This is a genomic window from Hafnia paralvei ATCC 29927, from assembly GCF_001655005.1.
Lineage (GTDB): Bacteria > Pseudomonadota > Gammaproteobacteria > Enterobacterales > Enterobacteriaceae > Hafnia > Hafnia paralvei.
The window spans coordinates 274,358-299,473 of the sequence record NZ_LXET01000046.1; the positions used below are offsets into that span (position 1 = coordinate 274,358).

Below are 25,116 nucleotides of genomic sequence, written 5' to 3' on the forward strand. Positions count from 1 at the left end.
GGTTTTTGATTTTTAGGATATCGATCAAGCCTTAGCTTTAGATACCGCAACCATCGCTGGACGGATCAGGCGGCCATTTAAGGTATAGCCTTTTTGCATAACCATCATGACTTGGTTTGGTTCATGCTGATCGGATTCCATCATCGTCATTGCCTGATGCACTTCAGGATTAAACGGAACATTGACTTCACCCACCTGCTCTACGCCGAACTTACGCACGGCATCCAGCATAGATTTCAGCGTCAATTCGATGCCTTCAATCATCGCCGCTAAATCTGGATTGGATTTATCCGCCAGATCCAACGCACGCTCCAAGCTGTCAATCACTGGCAACAGTTCGTTAGAGAACTTCTCTAAAGCGAATTTATGCGCCTTCTCTACGTCCTGCTCGGCACGACGGCGAATATTGTCAGCTTCTGCGCGGGCACGCATAACAGAATCACGCTCACGCTGAGCGGCTTCCTGCAACTGAGCTTCCAGTTCAGCAATGCGCTCATCGCGCACATCGACTACGTCTGCCGCATCGACCTGAGCCTGTTCGTGCTGCTCTTGTCCGTTTTCCATTTCTTGTGAGGCTTGCTCATTCGACATGTTCTGTTCTTTACTACTCATGAAATTCTCCGCGGTTTGGCATTAATCTCGCTACTTGGCTTATTATGGGGATGAAAGCTGGCGATTCAAGAGAACCGCGCATAATGAGAGTCATTAAATTGCACTCAGTAGGAAAACCACTGCATGAATAAAAAATTTGAATGTATCGGTCTGGTCGGTCATCCGCGTCATCCTGCGGCACTGGCCACGCATGAGATGCTGTTTAACTGGCTCGTCGGTAAAGGCTATCCGGTGATCGTCGAACACCAAATTGCACACGACCTCAAGTTGGAAAACGCGACTACAGGCAGTTTGGCAGACATTGGGCAGCAGGCCGATCTCGCTGTCGTCGTCGGCGGCGATGGCAATATGCTCGGCGCGGCACGCATTCTGGCGCGCTACGATATCAAAGTTATCGGTGTAAACCGTGGCAACCTGGGTTTTCTTACCGACCTCGATCCCGATAACGCTAAACAACAGCTTTCTGACGTCCTCGACGGCGAATATTTTAGCGAGCAACGCTTTTTACTTGAAGTCCAGGTGTGCCGCGAGCAACAACAAAGACGCATGAGCACCGCGATCAACGAGGTAGTATTACACCCTGGTAAAGTGGCTCATATGATTGAGTTCGAAGTTTATATCAATGAAAACTTTGCCTTCTCACAACGCTCTGACGGCCTAATCATCTCAACCCCTACAGGCTCTACCGCCTACTCATTATCTGCCGGGGGGCCTATTCTGACCCCAACCCTAGATGCCATCGCACTGGTGCCTATGTTTCCTCATACGCTATCCGCCAGACCTCTTGTTATCGATAGTAACAGCAAAATCCATCTCCGCTTTAGCCACTTCAGCAACGATCTGGAAATCAGCTGTGACAGCCAGATAGCCCTGCCAATTCAGCAAGGAGAAGAAGTGATGATTCAGCGTAGCCAATTTCATTTAAACTTGATACATCCCAAAGACTACAACTATTTCAATACATTAAGCACCAAGTTAGGGTGGTCTAAAAAACTTTTCTAAATTAAGAAAATTTTTTCGTCAGCTACTTTACTGTATAAAAAACCAGTTTATACTGTAGTTAAATACAGTTATGTGATTCCGTACAGGGGAATTTCGAATGCTGACGCAACTGACCATTTCTAATTTTGCTATTGTTCGTGAACTTGAAATCGACTTCCAACGCGGAATGACCGCTATCACTGGCGAAACTGGCGCAGGTAAGTCTATTGCTATCGATGCCTTGGGCTTATGCCTTGGAGGACGCTCAGAAGCGGCTATGGTGCGTTTAAATACGCCTAGAGCCGATATTTGCGCTCGTTTCTCTTTGGCGGACACCCCCTCAGCGCGCCAATGGCTTGAACAGAACCAGTTGGATGACAGCAACGAATGCCTGCTCCGACGCGTTATCAGCGCCGATGGCCGCTCGCGGGGTTTTATTAACGGCACCGCGGTTCCCCTTTCACAGCTGCGTGAGTTAGGTCAGCATCTGATCCAGATCCACGGTCAGCACGCGCATCAGTTGCTACTCAAATCCGAACATCAAAAGCATCTGCTTGATGCCTACAGCAATCAATCAGAACTGTTGGCTGAAATGCAGGCGGCCTATCGTCAATGGCACCATAGCTGCCGTTTGCTAACGCACCATCAAAAACAGGTAGCAGAGCGTGAATCACGTAAACAGCTGCTGCAATATCAGTTAAAAGAGCTCAATGAGTTTGCTCCTCAGGCGGGTGAGTATGAACAAATCGATGAGGAATATAAGCGCCAAGCCAATAGTGGGCAGTTGTTAACCATCAGTCAGCGAGCGCTCAACATGCTTTCGGAGGCTGAAGACGGCAATATTCTGAGTCTCTTGCACAGTGCAAAACAAAATGTGTCCGAATTGATTAGCTACGACAGTCAGTTTTCACCGCTTCTAGATATGCTTGAAGAAGCCTCGATCCAAATATCAGAGGCCAGCAACGAGTTACGTCACTATGGCGATAACATCGATATGGATCCTGCACGCCTCTATGAATTAGAGCAGCGTATTTCTCGCCAAATTGCATTAGCCAGAAAACACCACGTTTCGCCAGAAGAGTTGCCACAGTTCCATCAGCAATTACTAGACGAGCAGCAGTCTCTCTGTCAGCAAGAGAGCGAACAGGAACAGCTAGCAGAGAATGTGCATATTCATCACCAGCAAGCACTTTCGCTAGCACAGCAGTTGCACCAGCAGCGGGTCGAGTTCGCGCAGGAGCTCTCCTCGTTAATCACTCATAGCATGCACGAGCTATCAATGCCTCATGGACAATTCGCTATTGACGTGAATTTCATGCCTGAAGCGCTCACCGCTGACGGTGCTGACCGCATTGAATTCAGCGTAACGACTAACCCCGGCCAGCCTCTACAGCCTCTGGCTAAAGTCGCGTCAGGCGGTGAACTATCACGTATCGCACTGGCTATTCAGGTTATCACCGCACAAAAAATGGATACTCCGGCACTCATCTTCGATGAAGTAGACGTGGGCATCAGTGGACCAACCGCGGCAATTGTCGGTAAGATGTTGCGTCAACTTGGCGAATCTACACAGGTTATGTGTGTGACCCATTTACCTCAAGTTGCAGGATGTGGACACCAACATTTTTATGTCAGCAAACAGACTGACGGCTCAGAAACTGAAACCACTATGCAGCCACTCGATAAAAAGGCTCGTTTACAAGAGCTGGCGCGCCTGTTGGGCGGAAGTGAAGTGACGCGTAATACGCTGGCAAATGCAAAAGAACTGCTTGCCGCATAAAAAAGCTCAACTTTTTTATATGAATATTCAATTAGTTGTTTTTATTGAATTTAATTAAAATCAGATCCACAACTTGACCACGCATGTAGTTTTTATTGTCTAAAAAATTTGAAATACCACGGATAGTAGCGAAAATGTCATACGAACATTAAGGACTTACATAACATATTGAATTAATTTTCATAGGAGATGATTTATGGCAATGACTACATGCAAAGAATGCAAAAAAGAAGTGTCCGATAGTGCGAAAGTATGTCCGCATTGTGGTGTAAAAAAACCGGGTGAGCGTTGGTGGCACGCACTTGCAGGCTTGGCCGTTGTTATCGTGGTTGGGACTGGTCTCTATTGGTACTTTGGCGATGATGAAACCACCCCAGCCAAAACCAAAACAGCCGCAGCAAAAGACTGTAAAGCCAGTGATGATACCTGCATCTTTGAAAAAAACTGGATACAAGTTTCAAGCCTATGCAGGCCTGTTATTGAAAAATCATCTAAGTATGAGTTTGAATGGACTGACGGAATGTTTACACCGATGTTTAGTCACTCCCAATATAATCAATCGAAAAATAGAATGACCTTCATTGGGGACAAAGTTAAGTTCACAAATGGATTTAATGCCAAAACAACAATGACATATTACTGTACATATGACCTGAAAAATAAAGAGTTGGTCGATTTCAAAATCGAAAGCGGCAAACTCTAAACTTATGAACTGAACTATCCGCCCGCATATGCGGGCGGCTTTATGATAGATCCTTTTGCGCAAAGTTTTGCAATATGTTCTAGCCTCGCCAACTCACCTACAAGCCGCGTCCCGCCTGACCTCATAGAAATAAATGACCTCAACCCTACCCCGTAACCCTACCCGCAAAGATCCAGACGAAAAGCAAAGAGATCCTTTTTAAAACATGATGTTAAACAAAACGTTAGCCGAGGCGATAGGCTGACTTTTTGCAAACTTTTGCAAATGCTTGCACAGAGTGCAAAAGCACTCAGATGCATCAAGCCCAGCGTCGGCGCTGGCTGGCGGTGCGTTTGCGCAAAAATTCTTTTGCAAAATTTTTTAGATCCAAATCGTGCAGGCGGGTGCGGTGTAGCGCCGTTTTCGTCTGACACTCGCTTTCGTCTGTGGGTTTCTGTTTCCTCTGCGGGTTATGGCGCGACGAATGCAAACAAGGCCGAACGTTGTCGGCCTTGTTGATTGATTGGGCGTGGTGGGCTTTGTGTGGCGTTTAAATCATGCGACGTTTACGCAATGAGTGGGCCGTATTTCTTAGCTAACACTCTGGTCTTCTGGGCGGTTGCGGTGAACTGTGCCGCCTGCTGACTTTGACCTGTGCTCGGGTGTGTGTGGTTGGCTGCTTGGGTGGCTAACTCATTGAGCACATCAAGCGTGTCGGTAAGCAATGTCAGTACGTTTATGCTATCGCTCCCCAGCTTTACTACGGGGGCGATGAGTTCTTGAGACTGCGCGACACTGCGACGAATTCCGGCTATTTTTTCCGTCAGTGAACTCCCAACGCTGATTGTCGCTTCCCCCTTGATGGTGTCGCTAAGGTTTCCGCCAATCATTCGTTTTGCGTCATTGGTGACATCAACGGCCATTGTCTGACACGTTACCGTTAATGCCCCTGACGTTCCCAAGCTGTAATCGCCTTGGCTCACCTGTACCACGGCACCGGCTAGTAACGTCGATGTGCCTAAAACCGTTGTCTTGTCGGTAGCTTGGACTGTGGTTTCTCGGACAACAATAGTGCGGGTTTCCTCGTCAGACTTAACTTCTCGCTTCATTGAGGTTTCACTTATCGTCTGATCAGTTTGGCGAACCCAATCGCCTGCAACCGTCACACGCTGTGATACACCATCACGCTGTTGTTGGAGCTGTTCGCCCGGCTTCACATCGGGCAGGTTCTGCCCTTGTGGCATCGTCTGCCGTACAAATGGCCTGTCTGGGCGTCCGCCTGTAAATCCCACTTCAACCAACGTGCCCGGTGGGGGAAATTGGAACATGCCGGACTCACTGCCCGCCATAGGAACTGGCAACGGCACTGCAGGATAAATTGGCGTATCGGTTGCTGGGTTGCCGTCCGCGTCTAACAGCTGCAAGTCAACAGCATAGCGGGGGCGGAACTGATCGGAAATATCACCGCTCGATACATCTTCGCTAGGGGCCTCAACACGGGCCATCTTAGGCAAATGTAGCCCGGAGGCTAATTCAGGGAAGGCGCTTTCCATCTGGCGTTGTATTGGCGCTTTTTGCAAAGGCTTACCCGTAGCCTTATTTCGTGGTACCCAAGAAAGCGTCATATTGTCATTTTCGAGACGTACCTGATTTAAGCGCTGGCCGTTAACCTCGGCACCAGGGCGAAGACTTTGAATAAGTGGTACGGTCATTGAGTTACCGCCCGCCGTGGTTTGGCTAAACTCGTTGGGGATTTCAACCGGTTTGCCCGCCATTAACCCATGTTCAGCCGCACCAACGAAAATGCCACCATCGGGAAGTTGGTACCATTGGTAATCCGGTATGGAAAACGCAGGCCCCAAACTTGCTAACAGTTGGTAGCCGGTTCCGCTGTGGGTGAAATGGGGTATAGGTTTGTCAGCATAGGCGGCGCTCTCCGGTGGGCTAACCTTCAGTCCTGTTTGTTCAGTCAGCCAATCGGTGATTTGTCTTAGTGTTGGGTGCTGGAATGAGCACGGCCATAGTTTTTCAAACACGCCGATCAGCTCACGAACGAAAAGACGTACAGAGCCATTATCAGCTGGTTGTGATCGCTCTACATAGCCGGTGAACCACCGCAGGACAAGGCCATCATACCCCACATCAAGCCGCACCATTTTTCCTGTGTAATCAGTCTGCGTTTTCGCTGTAATAAAGCCGCGTCCACAGGCGTTAATCTCCAACATAATGTTGACGTCAGCGAGGTGAACACTGTCTGCTGATAGGTAAAGGCGTTTAATAGGTTTCATCGGTTATTTACCCCAGCGCATCATTAACGGGTTTTAATACTTTAGCTTCAAACCAACTCAGCGTTTCCGGCCCTTCTTCAGCTGACGTACCTTTGCCACCTGCCGCACCTGTCTGTTTTGTGCTGGTTGTCTTATTGCCTTTTCTGGCTTCTCGCTTCTCCGGCACGCTAACCTTTTCACGTAAGGTAAAACTCACCTGCCAAGCGAGGCGATCTTCTTGTGGGGTGGCTTCAATAGTGCCTGTGAAAGTGGCTTCACGAAAATTAATGGCGGCGGCGGTTTCATTAGCAACGCGGTACTTCTTGAGCGCTCCGCTAGATTCCGTCGCTGACGCTAACTGAAATAATCGCTGTAACACAGGTTGCTCATCAAACGTAATCAGACCCGATACGCGCAGCTCTTTGGCTTTTATACCTTGCTCTGCGTTCGCGGTGCTTGAGGTCTGCCCGGATTGGTCTTTTTCTTGAAACTGCATTGACGGTGAAACCAGCATATTCTTCATGCTGATCCCCTCACCATCAAGAGCGAGTAACGCGGCTTGGCTCATGGATCATTTTCTCCAACCCCGCCAAGTTATCGCCGATGAACATCAGCGCGACCGTATGCACGGCTGTGGCTCGGGGGATATTTTTAAGTAATTCAACGGCGGCGTTTATCATGCTGCCTGTATGGGTAAAGACCCACGCATTAGCGCTTGCGCCTTTCAACGTCTCTAAACCGTCGCTAATAGTTTTCAACATGCCCGCACGCGCTTGGATAAATTCGCCAACCTGCAATTGTAATTTTGCCGTATTCGTCTGTACTGCAGCGTCTATCTGAGCTTTTGCCACACGCTGTGCATTCAATGCAGCGCGATTGGTTGCGACCGATAACGGGACTGCCGCAGGTAGTGCGCCACTGTTCTTGCTTGGTAGCTGCATTTTGACTGTGCTCAGCTCAAACGCTGCCTTTGCCATTCTGCTGACCTGAGTAAATGCCGGCGCGGGGAACACCTCAGCCAGTTGCGATAATCCCTGCATAAAATTGCTGTGGTCATGTTCTGCGATCATAAAAACAATAACATTTGTTTCTTCAGCGCTAACAGCAAGCTTCTTGGATAAATAAGCCAACGCATTGACAGGGCTTAAATAATTGCCTGAATCGGTAATCTGCCCCAAACCATATACCCAAGGGTGGGCAGGAACTATTGCGCAGCTGAGTGCCGATAGCTCATCAGGAAACGCGATTTTTGCTTCACGCCACATCGGGTACCTCTGGCAGTTCAATATCTGGCGCATTGCTGGTATCCATGCGACTGAGTAACACTAAGTAGGTTTTCCACGCTTTGAGCTGGACTAATTCTTCATCAGTCGCCATGCCTACGTCTAATGCGGCCTGTAGCGGCGCGATTTTTTGATTTGCCTCGGCCATGAGCTGCGCGCGGGTTTCTTCGGCCTGCGCAATGAGTTCGGATTTTGGGATTACACGCGGTGTGATTTTCTTGCCGTCAAAAATCCAATTACCGTCAAGCCGCTCTGGAAAATCATTCGGGATACTTTTCTTGCTCACTTCCGCAATAGAAAGATTTTCAGGGAATAACTCAACCGCGTTGTAGCTTTGCTGACGGATAACACCATCCGCTTGATATGCAATTTTTAGCTTTTCCGCGCTTAACTTTTCTCGTACGTCATACCAATCTTGACCGTCCTCAGACTGGAGGTGTAGCGCGCCATCCTCAGTGCGTTCGTTGGTGCACGGTGTAAAATTTTTATAAATCATGCCGTATTTCCCTTATGCGAAGTTTTTCCAAGAGCCACCGATATATTTTTGCAAGCGACGGAAATAGACCCGAGAGATATGAAATGAAATCCCCGAACCTGTACTTTTAGTTGTACCTACTATCGCAGTAATACAGGCACCCCACGGTAGACTTGCTTGGCCGGGGTAAGGGATATCCTTATACTCTTCAGCGCCCATTTGGGTATTTTGGATATACCGATTATCAGCCGCTGATGTCGTTATATAGGGTCTTAAATCGGGTGCTGGAGGTGGATTATTTTTACTGTAACTAAAATCCCAGCCAGACCATCTGTTTGAGGCTAAATCGTAAGTTCGACTGAAAATAACTGTGCTGTTATAAGGACGATATTCTTGTATACATCCATCATTACCGTTTGCGCCGTTTTTAATGACACACAAACTACCAGCCGCCTGAGTTGGATAATTAAGTGCCGCCGTAGCAGACGCGTTCATAGGCTGATAATAAAAACCTTCCTTTGTTCCAGTAAGGGTATTTAGATTCACTCCAGAAGCTATCATCCCACGAACTGGAAATGCTGAAATATCCGTAGCAGTGGGCTTATTCAATGGCCCATAAAGTTTTTGTAGCCTTTTCGCCTTAACCGCCCCGTCATTTCGGTTAACCTCCAACCATTCAACAGACAGATTTCCAGAGGCATCGACAAATAAATTCGCAGTAAGCCGCAGGGTATTACCGCCTCCCGTGCCATAAGAAATGTGAACACCGGCGCCGTAGCTGCCAAAATGATTATCAGCGCCACCACCTTGAACGAAAAACGCATTTCCAATGCTTGTCGGCGATAGGATGTCACTATCTTTCATGATGAGACCACTCGTACCGATCCCCCACGCACCATTCGCCATCAAGGCATTGGCAGTGCCATCCGTAGCCGATTTTTGAACATTGGATGTTGCAGCGGTACCTAATTCTAAATTCTTGCGGGCTTTGGGTTTATCGGGCACATCTGAAAGGTTTTCATCTTTCTGTAAAGCGCCGTCCGCTAGTTCAACGGTTTGAGTTAACCCCAAGTTCGCTATAGCTTTTTTCTGGGCAGCTTCCCCCTTCGCCGCGATTTCTGACAGGCTTTTATCAATACGCAAAAAGTCTTTATTGCCCTGCTGGCCGTCTAATGTGCCTTTTGGACGTAAATCCGTGATTACGCCGTTCGCATCAATGCTGGCGACCGCGTACACGTAATGCTGTACACCGTCTTGCACGTAATTTGCCAGCGTATTTGCTACCGTGATTTTCAGCTCTTCAGCCCAAACACTTGTTAGCGTGCCTTTCCAGCACACATCTGCCCAAACTTTCACCGGCTTGGTCGTCACGGTAATGTTTTGCGTGGTCGATAGCTTGCAACGCAGACCACCTACGTAGCCTGCCCCCTGCGTAATGCTGTATTGGCTAACTTGACGAGTGACTAAGAAACCATCACCAAAAAATGCCGCTGCGCCATAAATATCGACGTTCTCAAGGCGCTGGCGCTCATCCATCCCCGCAAGACGTGCGGTGAAATCAATCTGCCATGTTTCTGCGGGTGTTGTGATCTGCGTTTCTGACGCCGCGCCGTTGTACTCCATCAAAAAGGAGCGGGTGAGCACGTTACCTTGCTTGCCCTCGGCATTCTTGATTTTGCTTTGCAGTGGCGCATGGACAATCATCGCCAACGTGCCGGTGGCCTTGTTCATCAGACCAACCCAGTTAAACTCAAAATCACCGACATCCGCGCCCATAGTGACTGAATAGACCACGGAATTTTCATTCACCAAGCCCGCTGCACTGACTGCTTGACGATGGACAATATACTTCGCCTCTGGGAGCTGCTCGGCGCGGTCAATCGGACTTTCCACATCAAGATTAGGCACATTGGCTAAAACAAACTCATCTAAAACCACGGCACTATTGTTAATCGCTTGCTGCGCTTTCCAGCGTTCAAACGCTAGCGTAATGACAGTTTGTGACATCTCAGTTCCCTAGCTTCGCGCCATATGTGGCGCTGTTATTGTTGGTTTCTTGGGATAGGCTAGCCACATAGCAAACATATTCCCCTTCATACCACCCAGCGCGAATAAACATTTTTTGCTTGGTGATCACTTCAAATCTGTAACGGCGGCACGTCCGGCCATATTGACGAATAATTTCAAGTAACAAATCGGTGTTTTCTGCTATCTGACTATCAGTGACGCGCACCGTAATAACGTCCCAATCAATCCCCGGTTGGCGTTCTAGCAACTCCACGTAGCCAATGCCTAGACGCTGGAAAATCGCAATAAACCCCTCAACTGACCCCGCGTCCCGCGCATTGATAAAGGCATAAGCCACACGCTTACGGAACAACACCAAAGGCTCACCGTTAAAGCGGGTGATATCGCGGTCATACGCCAATAGGTTTAATACCGGCTCAACGCAGGTTAGTGGATCAAACTGCCTTAACGGCCATGTGATCCAGTTATATACCTGTAACCAAAATGCCACACAGGCACGCAATAACTTGGCGGGGTCGCCTTTGTCCATCCATGAAGGTAACTTCAGGGTGTGTAATCGTTTTTTAAATTCAGTCACGTTCGATCTCCACGGTCAGCGCATCCAATCTTGGTACGGCGAGATCGCTGACAATGTCAGTCAGTGAAAAGCGCAATGAATCCACCACATCAAAGGTTCTGTGAATTTCTCGCCCCAAATTTGAAAATGAGAAGCGCGAATAGGGCCACGTCTTTTTTACGTCATAGTTACTGTTTTCACGAAACGCACAGCGGATCAGGTTTTCAACGCCAGTACGTAACGCGGCTTTATCTTCAGCGCTCATGTTGTCTGGATTTGTAACAAATAGCGTTACGTCAAGTGTGTGACGTGTTTCAGGCATCGCCATGCACTGCATATCATCACCGTGTCCGTGATGGCCTTGACTGTTGATATAGTCGTTTACCGCATCAATAAACGGCTGGGACGTAACACCGCTGTCTAGCAATAAGTACGCATTTGCTGTGCCCGGCCCACGCGGCGCATCATGTAAAAAGAAAATGCGATCAATCGACAACCCAGCAACACCCGCAATCATGCTGCGGTAGACCGCATCGGTGTGATAGTTACCCACTAGATTGAATTGGTTGCGGCAACGTTCGCGAAGCTCATCGTCGCTTTCTTCGTTTGCTCCTGGTGTTAGTAACCAGTCTTCCTCATTCTCAACGCTACCGATCCCCGTTACGCTTACGGGTAATATTCGGTAATAACCGGGCGCAAGGTTGTAGCCATCGCCAGTAGCTGCCGCAATAACCGGCACAGTGCCGCTTTCTTTTCCCGCAGGAATAAGCGTGTCTTGCGTCACCTTCAGTACGTAAACAACCCCGTTGATGCGTTCGGTTTGTACCAGTGTTCCTGCGGGCACGGTGACCGCGTTCGCCGCATTTGATTTGTAAAAACGCAACACCCCCACGGCAGCGGTGGCGGGCTTAACAATGACATTCACCGCCCATGCCAGTAGCCGTAGCATTTGCCCACTGGCGGTTGCGACAAACATATTCATCAGCACGGTGTTGATGAGTGCGTCCTGAAGCCACAATACCGGCGTTGTGACAATGACTTTAATCAGACGCCAAAACGGTGACATTTTGGAGGTATTCGTAACGAAACCTTCCGCTTTCACGGTCGTATCAAATGCCGCTCCGATCTCGTCGGCGGTCATAGGCATACCGCTGTCTTTAAGCACCTGCTCAAAATCAACCACGGGTTTTTCAGTCATAATCAACCCCTTTGCTTAAGGTGCCAAAATCATAGGTTTCGGCTGTGACATAGAGCCGTGAGAGTGATTCTTCAGTGATCACTATCGTGCCGGGTATGAGTCGCTCATCGTCTTCTACTAACAAAATCAATTGTGTGATCACATCACCGCGCATTGTTGGGCTGCGTTCTCCAATCAATTGGGCGGTAATGCCGCTTTCAAGAATGCTATGCACAATATCTTGACCAATGCTTTCACAGTTGTTGCAGCGCAACGGCTCTCGACCACTGTCGAGCGTGAAATCACCGTCCGTTATCAAAAGGTCTATATATTTAGGCTCTGCCATCATCCCGCCTCCATCTCTTGCCACTCGGACAACTGCCCCGGCGTGATGCCATTCGGCGCGGTAATATTGATATCACCCCATGTTTTGCGGTTATCAACGGTTGTTTTGCTATCAGATTTAACCTGACTCATCAGACCATCACGCGGAATAGCCGTTCCGGTACTGGTGCCCGTCAGTAGCGACTGCCCCCCAGAAGGTGCCGACATGCCTTGTGCCATATTTGGCACACTGGTTGTTTTCAGATCGATATCTACACCGGGGATTTTGTTTAGCTTTTCCACAATCCAGTTGTAGGACGCTGCAAACGTACTTTTTAGGACGTCAAACAACTTATTGAAAACGTCGCCGATGGTATCGGCAAACCCCGTAAACGCAGCAACGGGCGATAATCCCGCAAAGAAACTAACAACATCGCCCCAGCCCTGAACGATGGAGGCCCATACTGAAGCAAAGACCTGACCGACTTTTCCGGCAATATCCATGATCCACTGGAATGCCGCCGTATTCATAATGGCGGTTTTTAGCTCATCCCAATGCGTGACCACATACCAAATCCCCACAGCTAGCAACGCCAGTGCGCCAATAATCAGAGTGATAGGGCTGGTTAGTAGCTGCATAGCAACACCTGCAAACATAGTGGCAACACCATAGATACGCATGGCAATGGCTCCCGCTTTTAGAACACCATTCCACAAAAACAGGGCCACGCGGCAAACGCCTGTCCACAGCGCCAATAATTTGGATTGCACCCATAGACCAGCTAATCCAATACGCGTCAAAAGCAGGGAAGGACGCAGGATGTTAAGCGTCCAGACAAGCGCGTTCCAACCGCCCACCACAACCGCCGCAATCCCCTTCAGCCCCATCATGGTGAAGCCAAATACCCCCATAATGATGTTGGTTGCCGCACCTGCTAGGCCGAACGACAACACCCCCAAGGTGATATAGCCCAACCAGCGGGCAATGTTTGGGAACATTTCAAGCCAGCGGGCAAACTTCGCCCCGGCATCCGCAGCGCGATTAATCAGTGGGTTAAGCACAGGCAAGAGCGTATCGCCGATAGCAATACGCATGTTTTTCCAAATTTGTGTAAGGCGATCCCAAGGTTCAACCATTCTTTCGGCCATCTCTTGAGCACGCTTCATGCCATCATTACGACCTAAATCGCTGATACTCTTATTAAGCGTATTCTGTTGGCCGTATAGCTTCTTGATAACATCAGCACCGCCGCCAAATGCGGCATCTAACGCCTGTTGTGCTTTGACGTTACCTTCAATACTTGCCCCGTACTTATCCTGAAGCTTTTGTAAAATCTCGCCCATCGGCAACATTTTTCCGGTGGCATCAACAAAACTCATCCCGAGTTTTTGCGCTGCCGCAGGGGCACTGCGTAGGAATTGTTCGTAAATCCCGCTGGACTCGGTACCGAGGGTGCGCGACAACGTACCCAATACGGCAAATTGCTCATCCATGCTAACGCCAAAGTCAGCACCGGCATTCTTGGTGCCTTCTATCAGCTCTTGCATGGTCTGCATCTTGACGCCAAAGTTCTGCACCATATAGGCGGTTTTACCTGCCAGCTCTTCAGCAAAACGCACGTGCCCTAAGCTCGACAGTTCAGTATTGAACCGCGCAGCCATTGCGCCCATGTATTCCCCGGCTTCTTCCCCGCTGGCTTTTACCCCAGCGGCGAGGGTATTTGCAGCAACGGTGACGCGAGGTAGCTCTTTATCAGCCAGCCCCACCATTGCGCCTTTAATGGCATAACTGGAATTGACAACATCGACCGCACTTTTGCCGTAGCGGTTACTGAATTTCATTGCCTCTTTGGACAATCGTTTCAGTGAGTCCTCAGCGACACCTTTAGCCCCAAGCCCAGATAACGCCGCATTCATTTCATACGCAGGGCCAAGAACGCCCTGAATGGAACTCACGACAGCCCAAACCGAAGCCGCACCAATCCCGATGCGCGTAAATGACGCCTGCGATTTTTCAGCGAAACCGGTTAGTGACGATTGCGCAGATTTCAGCGGGCGCGTCAGCTTGTCGATCAGGCTTAAAGTAAAATCCAAATGGCTCATGTCATTGTCCGTTAAGGGCTATCGCGATCCCTTCCGCCGTCTTACGGGCTTTTGTTTTCGCAAAATACTCATCAAGCCATAAGGCGCGTGAGAGGCTTTCTTCGCTATCGTCTTCATGTGGCAGGTAATAGCGGCGTAATGTGAGGTATTGCTCCAACGGGTTAGCGCGGATGGCCTCTAACCGCGCCGTCAGTTTTTTATTTCAATCTCAACCACAGGGGCGTAAATCTCGTTCACCGCCTCTGCTATCTGCAACTCAACACCGGGCACATCGTCAAGCAGCTGCGTGAGCGTGGGTTTTGTTTCAGGGGTCACAATGCGCCCGAGGTAAGTCACCATTGGGGCCATTTTATTTTTAGGGGTGATTTCGTTAATCAACGCGTTATAGGCGGTTTTGTTCGGTTCGAACGATAATTCACGGCCTGCCACGGTCATGGTGATAATTTTGGTTTTTACTTCGCTCATTGCGTTACATCCTTACGTTGTCTAATCGTTGTCGAATGATGCCTACTAAGGCGTTATGGCGTGCGGCGCAATCGACATACATCTGCCGATAAGCGGTTAACGCCGCATCAAAGTTATTTCCGGTCGGCCCCGCCAGACGTGGCAGGGCTACGGAACAAAGAGTCAGATGATTTTCTTGATAAGGTTCGCTCGGCTTTATCTGTACTTTCGTTGAACAACCTGACGTAATCGTCAGTAGCGCAAACATTGCTAAACACCGGCTTAATAACTTCCGTTCGTATTTCCCGCTCAGTGTGGGTTTCATTGGCTTTTAACTCCGCGAGTTTATTCTCAAGCGCCTGCCCAGATTGCCGTGTTATCTCTGTGACCTCTGCGCGGATCTTCTCGGCAGACTGATTGGCCGCTAACGTGGTTTTCGCGTCATGCCAGTCATGAGCCTGCCAACCGAGGCCAAACAAAAGCGCGAACACAAGCAGGTTTCCCCACACGTTACGCATTAGCGCACCCCGTTATGTTCAAGGCTAAAGTGATTACCATCGGGATTACTTTTAAATCGCCCGCCCCATGAACCGCCGAGGCTTTCCCAATACTCGCCAAGCGGTAAAAAGGCGTCGCTTTTGGTCTGCCATTCACCGTTGATGAACAGATTAAAATCCACCGCTAAACGTTGCGTATGCAGACTATTGGCAATACCGGCCCCAGACTTGGCATTGAGTTTGGCCTGTTCTGGGGTGCGATAGGCTTCACCGAAAGTCAGTGCATAGCCGTTAGCGTCAGCCCACGCAATCAACTTGCCAACCATGCGCGTAAACTGCTGTTGTTTCTGGCTTAATGTCATGATTCTTTATCCTTTTTGTTCTCTAGACGCTGTTCTAGCCAGCGCCTTAAGAACTCTTCAATCACCGTGCTACCTAAGATCCCCAAGGCGCAGGCAATCCCGATAATGGTCAGCTCATTCAGGTGCTCAAACTTAATGAGCGCAACACCGGCCATCAGTGCAGTAGCCGATCCCAAAATCACGCGGCCAAGTAAAATACGGAACGTGATCCGCACGTTACTGACCAGCAATTGCCCCATAGCGATAAGGGCACCAATGAGCACCAACTTAGCTAAAAGGGATGTTTCACCGTTTGGCATGGCATCATCCTTTCAGGTCACGCGTATCGCGAGCTGACAAATACGGCACGCCATCAATAGCGACAAAGTCGGGACTGGTGACCATGAATTTGATTTTTTTCGTAGTCTTACTGGCCTCGCTCGGGCTGACATTGACCAAATCAGACAAGGTCGGAACACACCCAAAGACTTCGATTTTTTCCTCTTCATCGCCAGCGTTGGCATAAAACAGGAAATCTTTCTCAGGAATACCGCGCCACGAACCTGCGGCGCGAGCAACGGCGGTAAACTTTTTGAAATTCAAAGAATCCACTTCGATTTCAACGTCCGCGCTGACCGAACCTTTGACGTGCCCATTCGGCACGCCACGCGTTTGCACTGCCGTGCTGTTGTCGGTGATAGTCACCGTGGCGCTTTCGACGTGGATCATGACGCTGTCATAGTTCACATCGAACGAACCGCCGCTAATACGTTCACTCCCAGACATAGCTAGCTCTCCAATGAGGTATCAAGTTCGATGCTGACGCTAATTTCTTTTGCGCTTTCATACGGTCGAACAACCATAAAAATCTGTACTTTGACCGATGAACTCCACACGATGGCAATATCACCGTCTTTAGGTGGTTTCACTTCACCGGGGAACTCAATCCCGTTGATTTGTGAGGTGATAGCCATTTCTCGCAACGGTTTGCCGAAATAGGTCACATGGGCGGCAATACTGCCGGGTGTGCTGTTCAACGAACGATCCGCAATCTTGGGAATGGCGCGTAAACGGACTTTGCGAGAAGCCTTATCGACAATGCGCACATTCTCAATCACTTGGTAATCGCCGCCTTCAACGTCTAGCGTGCGACCATCAGACCAGTAAATGCCGTCAAAATCGTGGTACCACATCGGCACGCTATAACGCTGCGTTTCAAGTGACTGCAACACTGCGAGATCAATTTCAACGCCGGTACCATCAACCGGTAGAGCATCACTGCCTAACGCCGTGACCGCCCCTGTTGCAACGCGGGCTGGGCTATCAGCAATGGTCACTGACCGATTGCACAAACGCCCTGCCAACACCCCCGGCTCATTGCCCCACAGACGCGGGACTAAATGCACGCCGGGCGAGGCGATTTTGTCTTGCAGTTTTGAAAGGCGAGAAACGTAATCCGCCCATGCTTCATCTTCTTGCGGCCCTTGTATGGCTAACTCAAACCACACAAAGCGACCAAAGCTGGCTTGTAATGTCGTGCGCATCTCAGTAGCACGGTTGATTGTGGCGGCGTTGGCGGTATCAAAAGCCAACACAACCCCTTCAACTGAGGCCACGTTTTGCGCCAGTTTGACGGCGTCCATCCAATCTTTATCCGGTTCGACGCCTTCCGCGTTCGCTTCTGGCTCTGCCATAACGTGGGCGTAGGCAAACCAGTTTTGACCGGCGTTATTGCTTGCGGCGGCGATCAGGCGTTTTAACAAGCTGTCTTCTTCGCCCAATTCTTTATCTAAGTCACTTCCCGTATTTAAAGGCAGTGTTTTACCCGCGTTAGTTTTGCCATACCCCACAAACAACACGACGCGTTCAACATCGTTCGTCACACCGTTATAGCGGTTGAGCTGCGTGACATTGACGTTAGGCCAAGTCATATCTACCCCCTGATATCCTGCGCGTTGACGTCCCAGCCAAAGCCGATAGCCTGCAATTGCCGCGCAAGTATTTTGTTGAATTCGTCGTTACTCACCCCCAAGAACACGCGAGCAGGCAAATCAATTGTCCATGTGCGCTTTGACGGTGTGCCCCGTAGTTTTTTTATCAGTAGTCCCGCCTGCGCCATGCTCAGGGTTTCTATGATTTTTTTACTTGATGGTTTCACCCATCGCTTGCCCTGACGCATCTTGTAGCCTAGCGCCCGCAGTTTTTTGGCCTGCCGTGGCAGTGCCGGTCTGTTGGCCTGCGGTTTGCGCGGCGCACTGCTTGCATTCATTTTTATGCTTGCGCCGTTCTGCTGGACTGCCCCTACCAACCCCGCTGCAATCGGCTTGGTACCATTACGGTAATTGCCCCCTTTGAGGTAAATTCTTACCGCTTGGATTTCTGGCATTTCGCGTACTGCTAACAGCTTGGGCAATCCCTTTAACATCTTGCCCTTGCCCCGTTTGCGTTGGGGCCACGGCGTGCCATCAGGTGCAGCCTGATTGCGTTGATTGCGCTTGGCGGCAACAATGATCCCCAGCTTGGCAATACGCCATAGCAGGCGTTGGCGTTTTTTAGCGGGTAAATCAGCCCCAGCAAGCGCGGTGCGCAGCTGCTTAAGCTGGCTCTTATTCAGTTCGCCCCGGATCATGATTTATCACTGTGTAAGGTGATGAATTCGGCTTCGCTGGCCGTCCAAACCTCGGGATAAACCACATCCCAACGTTTCCCCTTAGCGGGGATAATGCCGGTGTCACTTGGCTTGAGGACAATCTCATCAGCAACAGGGATCACTATCTGAATGATGCTAGAGCCTTCATCATCAAACTCGGGATCAACGGTTGGCCCTCCCAGCTTCAAATCATCGCGCAGCGCATTGGCGTGTTCTTCTAACCAAACCAAGACTAGCGCGTACACCAACCCCGGCGAGCACGCCCGATACGGGAAGTTATCCCATGACAACACCGCGTTATAACGCAGCACTCCAATGCGGCGTTGCCCAAGCCCCAGCGCTTTGGGGTAATAAATCAGCTCGCAATCTTCCATCACTGAAGAAAACATCTGCATAGCCCGTTCTGGCAGATTCTCTGCAATAAATGCGGTTACGCGCTCTAATTCGCTCATATCAAATGCACCCCAACACGTGGCAACCTCAGCATGTTACGCATGGCGAACGCCGCTTCAGCGAGCAGAATGTCGCGGGTTTCGTCGCTTTCCTGTCCCGGATGTGACTCACGCCGCCCGATAGTGGCAAACTCGCCGAGTAAATCCGCTTTAGCTCTGGCATATACCGCTTTTTTGTACTGTGCTGTCAGCTGATTTTCAGTGCCCATCATGGCCCCCGGCACATCGATAGCTTTGGCGATCCCTTTGCCCGTCCAATAGCTCACAACCGGTGCGCAGGTGTCATTCACTTCGGCGACGGCGGCTAATACTGCAATCCCTGCGGTTTCGCTGGGTAAATCGACAGGCAAAGTGCGCGACTTCTGAAACTCAGCCAGATTGAGATCAGGCCAAAACGCTACACCGTTGGTGATAACAGCATTTTGGTAATCAATCTGACGTCCACTAATGCCGAAACTTGGGCCACTCATTGAAGCATCCTTCTACTGGCATAAGAGAAGCGGGCTAACGGTTTCCACGGCTCAAGAAAACCTTGCGGGTTTTCTGCCTCCACCGCGCCCGCCCCGGCTTGCGGTAGTCTTTACTTCTCGGTGAGACTGCGAATACGCGCCATGATTTTTTTGCGCATGGTGGTAACACCTGCGTGCCGATTGAATTTTTCAGCTTGTGCCAAAAGGGCGTCGGCCTGTTCCAACGTATCCACGTTGTCCACCGCCGTAGCGCGTGGCTCACCGTTGTGATCACGCAATAAATACAGCCCTGCAAACTTGAACCACTTCGCGTTGATATCTTCATGCAAGCGCCATTTATCACGGACGTTGTTAAACGTTCGGCTAAAATAGGGCTCAATGCTGTGTCCCGCTGCGGCTTCATTTATCGCCCATTCCATGACGGTATCAGCGATAAATGCGGGCATCGTGCTTTTGAAATTGGCGGGCATACGCTGCCCTTCACCGATGGCGATATCTGCCCAATCAAGCGCCTTTTCTATTTCCCCTGTGTCCAGCAACCAAATCACGCAGTAAACCAGCGCCGGATTCATGTAGCGCTTATCTCCTGCGAGATAGGCTTCTACAGTCGGAAGCCAACGCGGCAAAAGCTCGTCGCGTTTCATCTCAATACGATCGGCGGTCAAAGGCAGCGAACGTAAACGCGCAACATCTTCGTCAAGCTCCAACTTTTGAATATGGAAGCTCACCGGTGAGGCCGTCAGTGCTTCATGCTTATCTAGCACTTTGGCGGCTTTTACGCGGGCGCGGTGACGCTGGCACAGGGTCATAGCCATGCTTATGCTCCGGCGTTTTCTTTAGGCGGAACCGGTGCCGTTCCACTCGATAGGGTGATCTTGTCGTAAGCGGCGTACAGCTCGTCATGCTCAACGGCGTAACCTTCCATACGCAGATAGTTATTTTCGAAACGCTTACGATCATCGTTCCATTCGGCCTTACGCTTACGGGTGCCCGCCTGCGTGTAAATGTGCAGGTTTTCAAGCGTCGTCACGATAAGGCGACCTTCCGGCATGAATGGCGGCGTGTACGCGGGACGGCCTGCAATCTGGCGGTTGATAAGCTGCGCGGCGACTTTCTCCGTTGGGCGATCTACCATGTTCATCATGGTGGTTGCATCAGCGCCAATCAGATCAGCGGAAACCAATACCACTAAACGCGGGTCATTGCGGAAAGGTTCGTAAATGTTGGTATGAACCAAATCGGTGACCGCAGCATCTAGCCCGACAAAGTCAGCGCCCGAGCCGCCCAAGGTGACAGCATCTGTCACAATTTGTTCGGGCGAGCGAGTTTTTACGATCTGGTGCCAACCGATGTTGACGTCCTCACCGTTCGGGTTCGTTTCAGGGTCGGTATTCTCCGCCGCACTAGTACCATTGAAGGCCACGCGCAACATATCCAGCGCAAACGACTCATTGCTGAAGGCTTGAATACGCTGGAAGAACTCATCTTCGGTACCGGAGTTCGCCCAAATAACCAGAAGGTCATAGGCAAGATAAGAGCCTGAATCGGTCTCATAGAGCTTGAACTCATTGCCGGTATTCCCGAGCGCCCGAGAGAAGCGGCCCTCTTTTTTACGACCAGTGTAGATCCCCGGCTTGCCGGTGCTAACAACCTGCCCGTTGACTTGGTCTACGTCCATCACGTTAACCAAACGTAAGAATTCTGACTCTTGCAATAAGGCATTGCGCAGGATGGTTTCTTTTGGCGGCGTCAGCGAAAAGAAGCGCGAGGTATCTTGCGTACCGTTGGCCTTTGCCAAACCGGCTGCATATTTGCGGAGCATGGCTTCCGCTTTAGGTGTTAATCGCATAGTGGTGATGTCCTAAAAGGCGAAGAGGTTAAATAAAGTCAAACGGCTTGCCACTGCCCGCTGGGGCTTGTCCCGGACGTTGCGTTCCGCCCTGCTCCATCGCTGACAGTTTGGTCATGAACGTTGTCAGCGTGGTATTCAACGCTTGCAACTGATCACCGTTTTGCCCTTTTGGCTGGCGGGCACTGAACTGGCGGCGCTGGCTGCGGCGTTTCGTTTTCGCGGGCTTTGCGGTAAAACCTTTCATCGCTTTCAACAGCTTGGCTTTTGCCGCGCTAAACTCTTCGGCTTTCACTTCATCCTCTGGGTTTTCAGCCACTTCTTGAGCCAGCTCGGAAACCTGATCGGCAGCATCAGCAATATCATCTGCAATATCGGCGACGTCTTCAGCGGCCATTTCTGGCGTTTCGCTATCAGGGTTATCCCCTTCTGCGGTTTTACCCATTTCGCTGAGCATTTGTAGCATTTGCTGCAAGAGGGCTTTTAATTCATCCATCTTCTCTTCCTCGCCCTCGTTGGGCTTATCAGTGTTAGGTTCTGGTGTTGGCGTAAATTCTTTTCGGGTGGTAAACAGCTTTCCCCAAAAAGACGCTTCTTTCTTTTCAGGCTTGTTATTTTTTAATTTACCAAGGCTGAACGTTTCCAAACTTCCGCGCTCTGAATCCTTTTCTTCACCGGCTAATATAAATTTCATTTTTTCCGTACCGAGACTGGCCGGAATATCTGTAACAGCAAGACCAAATAAATACTCTTTACCACTACCGGCGAAATCAGAAATAAACTCCGCAGAGGTAAATAACTTTTGCCCCATACGGTTAGCATCAATAAGAAATTGATTCGGGATAAGCTGCGCAAATAACTTAACGGTTTCACCGTCTGTCTCGATTTTCAGCGCATCCACTTCCCCTAAGTTGCAGGTAAACTCACGTTCACCTAAATCATATTGAGGATGGTGCGGCCAAATCATGGCGGTGTACGTATTGCGGGTGTAAGTTTCTGCCGCATCAATCAACCATTGCGGCTCAATGACGCGACCGTCTACAGCCTGCCCGGATGTGGCAATACATAACCAATCTGTACGGTAATTGGGTTGTGGCATAACACACCTTAATAAATAAGCATTTTTAATTATCGGTATTTCGTGGAGTTCAGTATTACGAATAACATGATGGTGCGCATTCAGTTTCATTCGGATAAGCGTTATTAGCCGAATGTCTACCGTATTTATCTTGCCTATGACTTCAGCATAATAGACTCATGGCTAAATATTCCGATGAAATTAAAGACGCGGCGCGTGCGTTATATATTAAACGCTGGACGCCCAAAGATATTGCGCAGGAATTAAACCTTCCACCGCGTACCGTTTACCATTGGGCTGAATCTGGACAGTGGGCATCCTTATTGCCTGCGGAATCTATTGAAGAGGCTATATCTCGTCGATTTAACCAGCTTTCCAACAAAGAGAAAAAAACAGCGCTTGAGCTGGAAGAATTGCGTGACCTCATCGCCGCTGACGTTAAGCTTCGAGCGCAACGTAATAAGCACGCTGAAAAAATGGCTGAGATTCAGGCTCGCTCTATGCCTGCGTTTGAAGGTGACGGCTTCAGCAATGGTGAACCTAGGGAAGGCGGCAGACGTAAATATAAAAAGAATGATGTGTCTGCTATCACTCCCGAAATGCTGGATAGCTGGGCAAGCGAACACCTTTTCGATTACCAGCTGCATTGCCGTGAGCATAAAGATGAAGATTGGCGCTTCATCCTGAAAAGTCGCCAAGTCGGCATGACTTACTATTTCGCATGGGAAGCTTTTGAAGACGCTGTCAAAACGGGCGATAACCAAGTGTTTTTCTCAGCGTCCCGCGCACAGTCTGAAATTTTCCGTGAATATATTGTCCAAATCGCCCAACAATATTTTGGTGTGACACTCACAGGGAAAAATATCCGCCTGAGCAATGGCGCAATACTGCGTTTCCTTTCTACCAACGCCAGCACGGCGCAGGGCTTTAACGGCCATCTATACGGTGATGAGGTTTTCTGGATACCTAAATTCACCAAACTGCACGAAGTCGCCTCCGCAATGGCGACGCATAACAAATACCGTACAACCTATTTTTCTACGCCGAGCGCCAAAACCCACCAAGCTTATGCAGTGTGGAGCGGTGAAGAATGGCGATCCGATGATCCGAAGCGCAAAGAGGCCGAATTCCCGAAAGAAACCGCTATGCGTCAAGCGGGCATACGCTGCCCAGATGGTATCTGGCGCTACGTCATTACAATGGAAGACGCGATCAAAGGTGGTCTTGCGGCACTGGTTGATATTGAACGCCTGCGTAATCGATATAACGCCACCGCGTTTGCCATGCTCTACATGTGCCAGTTTGTTGACAGTAAAGACGCCGTATTCAAGCTTTCCACATTGGTTGCCTGTGAAGTTGAAATGGATACATGGGGCGACTATGACCCAACCGCCGCGCGTCCCTTTGGCAATCGTGAAGTCTGGGGCGGCTTTGACCCGTCACGCTCTGGGGATAATTCCACGTTCGTTATCGTTGCCCCACCAATTTTTGAAGGGGAGCGCTTCCGCGTTCTGGCTATTTATCAATGGCAAGGGCTTAACTTTAGTTGGCAGGCCGAGCAAATCAAACAGCTTATGCGGCGTTTTAATATGACCTATATCGGCATCGATACCAGCGGCATTGGTGTGAGTGTTTATGATCTCGTTAGCAAATTTGCCCCACGCGAAGCGAAAGCGATTCTGTACGGTGTTGAAAGTAAAAACCGCCTCGTGATGAAAATGATCGACGTGGTCGAGCGTAAGCGCATCGAGTGGGCCAAAGACGCTATTGATGAAACCAATAAAGAACGCGCCGAAATCGCGCCAAGCTTTATGGCTATACGTCGAACAACCACCAACAGCGGCAATGCGCTGACGTTCGTCGCTGAGCGTTCCGAGGCGACCGGCCACGCTGACGTTTTCTTTGCAATATCACACGCCGTGATTAACGAACCTATCGACTATGAATTTGACCGCCCATCAGCTTGGGTCTTTGGAATGGCAGCATGACAAACAAAAAACGCAAACAGAGCACCGCCAAGGCTAAAACATTTACACCTGGGCGCGGTAGCGTCATCACCTTCGGTGAACCTGAACCCATTCTCACGACAGGCACCGACTACCATAATATTTGGTATAACGATGAGTATGATCACTGGCAGTTACCTATCGACCGATTGGCGCTAGCCCAACTCCCGAATCTCAACGGCCAGCATGGCGGCGTTCTCTATTACCGCAAAAACATGGTTGCCGGTGGCTATCTTGGCGGCGGGTTGACCTCCGATCAGGTCGAACAAATGGCCTTTGACTACCTATTATTTGGCGATGTGGCTATCCTGAAGATCCGCAATATTTTTGGGGAAGTTATCGACCTATTGCCGCTGCCGTCACTTTACTTACGCTGCCGCAAATCGGGTGAGTTTGTTGTGTTGCAAGAAGGGCCAGCCATCGTCTACGACCCGCGCGATATTGTCTTCTTTAAAATGTATGACCCACGCCAACAGGTTTACGGCCTGCCGGACTATATCGGCGGTATCCATTCCGTATTACTCAATAGCGAAGCGACAATATTTCGCCGCCGTTACTACAACAACGGTGCGCATATGGGTTTTATTCTATATACCAGTGACGCCAGTCTTACCGTCGAAATGGAAGACGAGATCAAAGAAAAAATAGCCCAATCTCAGGGAATTGGTAACTTCCGCAATATGTTTATTAACATCCCCAAGGGCGACCCTGAAGGGGTTAAAATTTTGCCCGTTGGCGAGGTTAGCGCGAAAGATGAGTTTGCCAATATTAAAGGGATCACTGCACAGGATATTTTTACCGCCCATCGTTTTCCCGCAGGTCTTGGCGGTATCATCCCGGATAAAGGTTCTGCGCTGCCAAACCCTGAAACCGCCCGCCAAACGTACCGAAAAGATGAAGTTATCCCACTTCAGCGCAAATTTATGAATGGAGTTAACAGCGATCCCGAAATCCCCGCACACTTGCACTTAAAATTTGACGTTGAAATTCCGGTAATTACCCCCGATAAGGGCGAAAAATGAGCGTAAATAAGTTAGAATCACCACGATTGTTAGCGTTAG

At 49.7% G+C, this 25,116-nt stretch carries 28 protein-coding genes; 5 read left to right on the forward strand and 23 right to left on the reverse strand.

Annotated features, from left to right (window positions below; all coding sequences use genetic code 11):
• Nucleotides 1-24: 24 nt before the first annotated feature.
• Nucleotides 25-612, reverse strand: a complete 588-nt coding sequence (gene grpE, locus M988_RS14915; RefSeq protein ID WP_008812628.1) for a nucleotide exchange factor GrpE — start codon at nt 610-612, stop codon at nt 25-27.
• A gap of 123 nt (nt 613-735) precedes the next feature.
• On the opposite strand from grpE, the gene nadK reads away from it, so the two are divergent.
• From nadK to M988_RS14930, 3 genes are all read left to right on the forward strand, one after another.
• Nucleotides 736-1,614 (forward strand): NAD(+) kinase, encoded by an 879-nt coding sequence (nadK, locus tag M988_RS14920; protein WP_004847209.1) that lies wholly within the window; start codon nt 736-738, stop codon nt 1,612-1,614.
• Between the two features lie 97 nt (nt 1,615-1,711).
• On the forward strand, nt 1,712-3,373 hold the full coding sequence (recN, locus tag M988_RS14925) for a DNA repair protein RecN (RefSeq protein WP_008812627.1): 1,662 nt from the start codon (nt 1,712-1,714) through the stop codon (nt 3,371-3,373).
• 196 nt (nt 3,374-3,569) lie between these two features.
• A complete protein-coding gene (locus tag M988_RS14930) occupies nt 3,570-4,076 on the forward strand; it encodes a hypothetical protein (RefSeq protein ID WP_064574733.1) in 507 nt (168 codons plus the stop codon).
• Between the two features lie 545 nt (nt 4,077-4,621).
• Here the strand turns inward: M988_RS14930 and M988_RS14935 are convergent.
• The 22 genes from M988_RS14935 to M988_RS15035 form a co-directional block, all read right to left on the reverse strand.
• Nucleotides 4,622-6,343 (reverse strand): hypothetical protein, encoded by a 1,722-nt coding sequence (locus M988_RS14935; RefSeq protein ID WP_064574734.1) that lies wholly within the window; start codon nt 6,341-6,343, stop codon nt 4,622-4,624.
• 7 nt (nt 6,344-6,350) lie between these two features.
• The gene (locus M988_RS14940) at nt 6,351-6,890 is read right to left on the reverse strand and encodes a baseplate complex protein (protein ID WP_064574736.1); all 540 of its coding nucleotides are present in this window, start codon (nt 6,888-6,890) and stop codon (nt 6,351-6,353) included.
• Nucleotides 6,862-7,587, reverse strand: coding sequence for a hypothetical protein (locus tag M988_RS14945; RefSeq protein ID WP_064574738.1), 726 nt, complete (start codon nt 7,585-7,587; stop codon nt 6,862-6,864). The genes M988_RS14940 and M988_RS14945 overlap by 29 nt, the downstream gene beginning before the upstream one ends.
• Nucleotides 7,577-8,101 (reverse strand): tail fiber assembly protein, encoded by a 525-nt coding sequence (locus tag M988_RS14950; protein ID WP_064574741.1) that lies wholly within the window; start codon nt 8,099-8,101, stop codon nt 7,577-7,579. The genes M988_RS14945 and M988_RS14950 overlap by 11 nt, the downstream gene beginning before the upstream one ends.
• Before the next feature lie 12 nt (nt 8,102-8,113).
• On the reverse strand, nt 8,114-10,087 hold the full coding sequence (locus tag M988_RS22690; RefSeq protein WP_082919463.1) for a phage tail-collar fiber domain-containing protein: 1,974 nt from the start codon (nt 10,085-10,087) through the stop codon (nt 8,114-8,116).
• Nucleotide 10,088: 1 nt separating this feature from the next.
• On the reverse strand, nt 10,089-10,685 hold the full coding sequence (locus M988_RS14960) for a hypothetical protein (RefSeq protein ID WP_064574742.1): 597 nt from the start codon (nt 10,683-10,685) through the stop codon (nt 10,089-10,091).
• On the reverse strand, nt 10,678-11,862 hold the full coding sequence (locus tag M988_RS14965) for a baseplate J/gp47 family protein (RefSeq protein WP_064574746.1): 1,185 nt from the start codon (nt 11,860-11,862) through the stop codon (nt 10,678-10,680). Before M988_RS14965 ends, M988_RS14960 begins: the two co-directional genes overlap by 8 nt.
• On the reverse strand, nt 11,855-12,190 hold the full coding sequence (locus M988_RS14970) for a DUF2590 family protein (protein ID WP_082919464.1): 336 nt from the start codon (nt 12,188-12,190) through the stop codon (nt 11,855-11,857). Before M988_RS14970 ends, M988_RS14965 begins: the two co-directional genes overlap by 8 nt.
• Entirely contained in the window at nt 12,187-14,268 is a 2,082-nt protein-coding gene (locus tag M988_RS14975; RefSeq protein ID WP_064574748.1) for a phage tail tape measure protein, read from the reverse strand. The genes M988_RS14970 and M988_RS14975 overlap by 4 nt, the downstream gene beginning before the upstream one ends.
• A 1-nt stretch (nt 14,269) precedes the next feature.
• The gene (locus M988_RS23375) at nt 14,270-14,425 is read right to left on the reverse strand and encodes a DUF6890 family protein (protein WP_428838871.1); all 156 of its coding nucleotides are present in this window, start codon (nt 14,423-14,425) and stop codon (nt 14,270-14,272) included.
• Nucleotides 14,426-14,457: 32 nt separating this feature from the next.
• The gene (locus M988_RS14980; RefSeq protein ID WP_064574750.1) at nt 14,458-14,733 is read right to left on the reverse strand and encodes a putative phage tail assembly chaperone; all 276 of its coding nucleotides are present in this window, start codon (nt 14,731-14,733) and stop codon (nt 14,458-14,460) included.
• A 113-nt stretch (nt 14,734-14,846) separates the two neighbouring features.
• Nucleotides 14,847-15,230 (reverse strand): hypothetical protein, encoded by a 384-nt coding sequence (locus M988_RS14985; protein WP_064574752.1) that lies wholly within the window; start codon nt 15,228-15,230, stop codon nt 14,847-14,849.
• Entirely contained in the window at nt 15,230-15,571 is a 342-nt protein-coding gene (locus M988_RS14990) for a M15 family metallopeptidase (RefSeq protein ID WP_064574754.1), read from the reverse strand. The genes M988_RS14985 and M988_RS14990 overlap by 1 nt, the downstream gene beginning before the upstream one ends.
• A complete protein-coding gene (locus tag M988_RS14995) occupies nt 15,568-15,870 on the reverse strand; it encodes a phage holin family protein (protein ID WP_064574757.1) in 303 nt (100 codons plus the stop codon). Before M988_RS14995 ends, M988_RS14990 begins: the two co-directional genes overlap by 4 nt.
• Nucleotides 15,871-15,874: 4 nt before the next feature.
• Nucleotides 15,875-16,336: a phage protein gene (locus M988_RS15000; protein ID WP_064574760.1), complete on the reverse strand. Its 462-nt coding sequence runs from the start codon at nt 16,334-16,336 to the stop codon at nt 15,875-15,877.
• Nucleotides 16,337-16,338: 2 nt separating this feature from the next.
• Entirely contained in the window at nt 16,339-17,481 is a 1,143-nt protein-coding gene (locus M988_RS15005; protein ID WP_064574762.1) for a DUF2586 domain-containing protein, read from the reverse strand.
• 2 nt (nt 17,482-17,483) lie between these two features.
• Nucleotides 17,484-18,182: a hypothetical protein gene (locus M988_RS15010; RefSeq protein ID WP_064574764.1), complete on the reverse strand. Its 699-nt coding sequence runs from the start codon at nt 18,180-18,182 to the stop codon at nt 17,484-17,486.
• Nucleotides 18,176-18,652: a phage tail protein gene (locus M988_RS15015; protein ID WP_064574766.1), complete on the reverse strand. Its 477-nt coding sequence runs from the start codon at nt 18,650-18,652 to the stop codon at nt 18,176-18,178. Before M988_RS15015 ends, M988_RS15010 begins: the two co-directional genes overlap by 7 nt.
• Nucleotides 18,649-19,122 (reverse strand): head completion/stabilization protein, encoded by a 474-nt coding sequence (locus tag M988_RS15020; RefSeq protein ID WP_064574768.1) that lies wholly within the window; start codon nt 19,120-19,122, stop codon nt 18,649-18,651. Before M988_RS15020 ends, M988_RS15015 begins: the two co-directional genes overlap by 4 nt.
• Nucleotides 19,123-19,232: 110 nt before the next feature.
• Nucleotides 19,233-19,937 carry a phage terminase small subunit gene (gpM, locus tag M988_RS15025; protein ID WP_064574769.1) on the reverse strand — a complete coding sequence of 235 codons (705 nt, stop codon included), beginning with the start codon at nt 19,935-19,937 and terminating at the stop codon, nt 19,233-19,235.
• A gap of 2 nt (nt 19,938-19,939) precedes the next feature.
• Nucleotides 19,940-20,971 carry a phage major capsid protein, P2 family gene (locus M988_RS15030; protein ID WP_064574776.1) on the reverse strand — a complete coding sequence of 344 codons (1,032 nt, stop codon included), beginning with the start codon at nt 20,969-20,971 and terminating at the stop codon, nt 19,940-19,942.
• A 28-nt stretch (nt 20,972-20,999) separates the two neighbouring features.
• Entirely contained in the window at nt 21,000-22,070 is a 1,071-nt protein-coding gene (locus tag M988_RS15035; RefSeq protein ID WP_064574778.1) for a GPO family capsid scaffolding protein, read from the reverse strand.
• Nucleotides 22,071-22,228: 158 nt separating this feature from the next.
• Here M988_RS15035 and M988_RS15040 point away from each other — a divergent pair, with 158 nt between their 5' ends.
• Nucleotides 22,229-24,037 carry a terminase large subunit domain-containing protein gene (locus M988_RS15040; protein WP_064574780.1) on the forward strand — a complete coding sequence of 603 codons (1,809 nt, stop codon included), beginning with the start codon at nt 22,229-22,231 and terminating at the stop codon, nt 24,035-24,037.
• Nucleotides 24,034-25,077 carry a phage portal protein gene (locus tag M988_RS15045; RefSeq protein WP_064574781.1) on the forward strand — a complete coding sequence of 348 codons (1,044 nt, stop codon included), beginning with the start codon at nt 24,034-24,036 and terminating at the stop codon, nt 25,075-25,077. The genes M988_RS15040 and M988_RS15045 overlap by 4 nt, the downstream gene beginning before the upstream one ends.
• Nucleotides 25,078-25,116 lie beyond the last annotated feature (39 nt).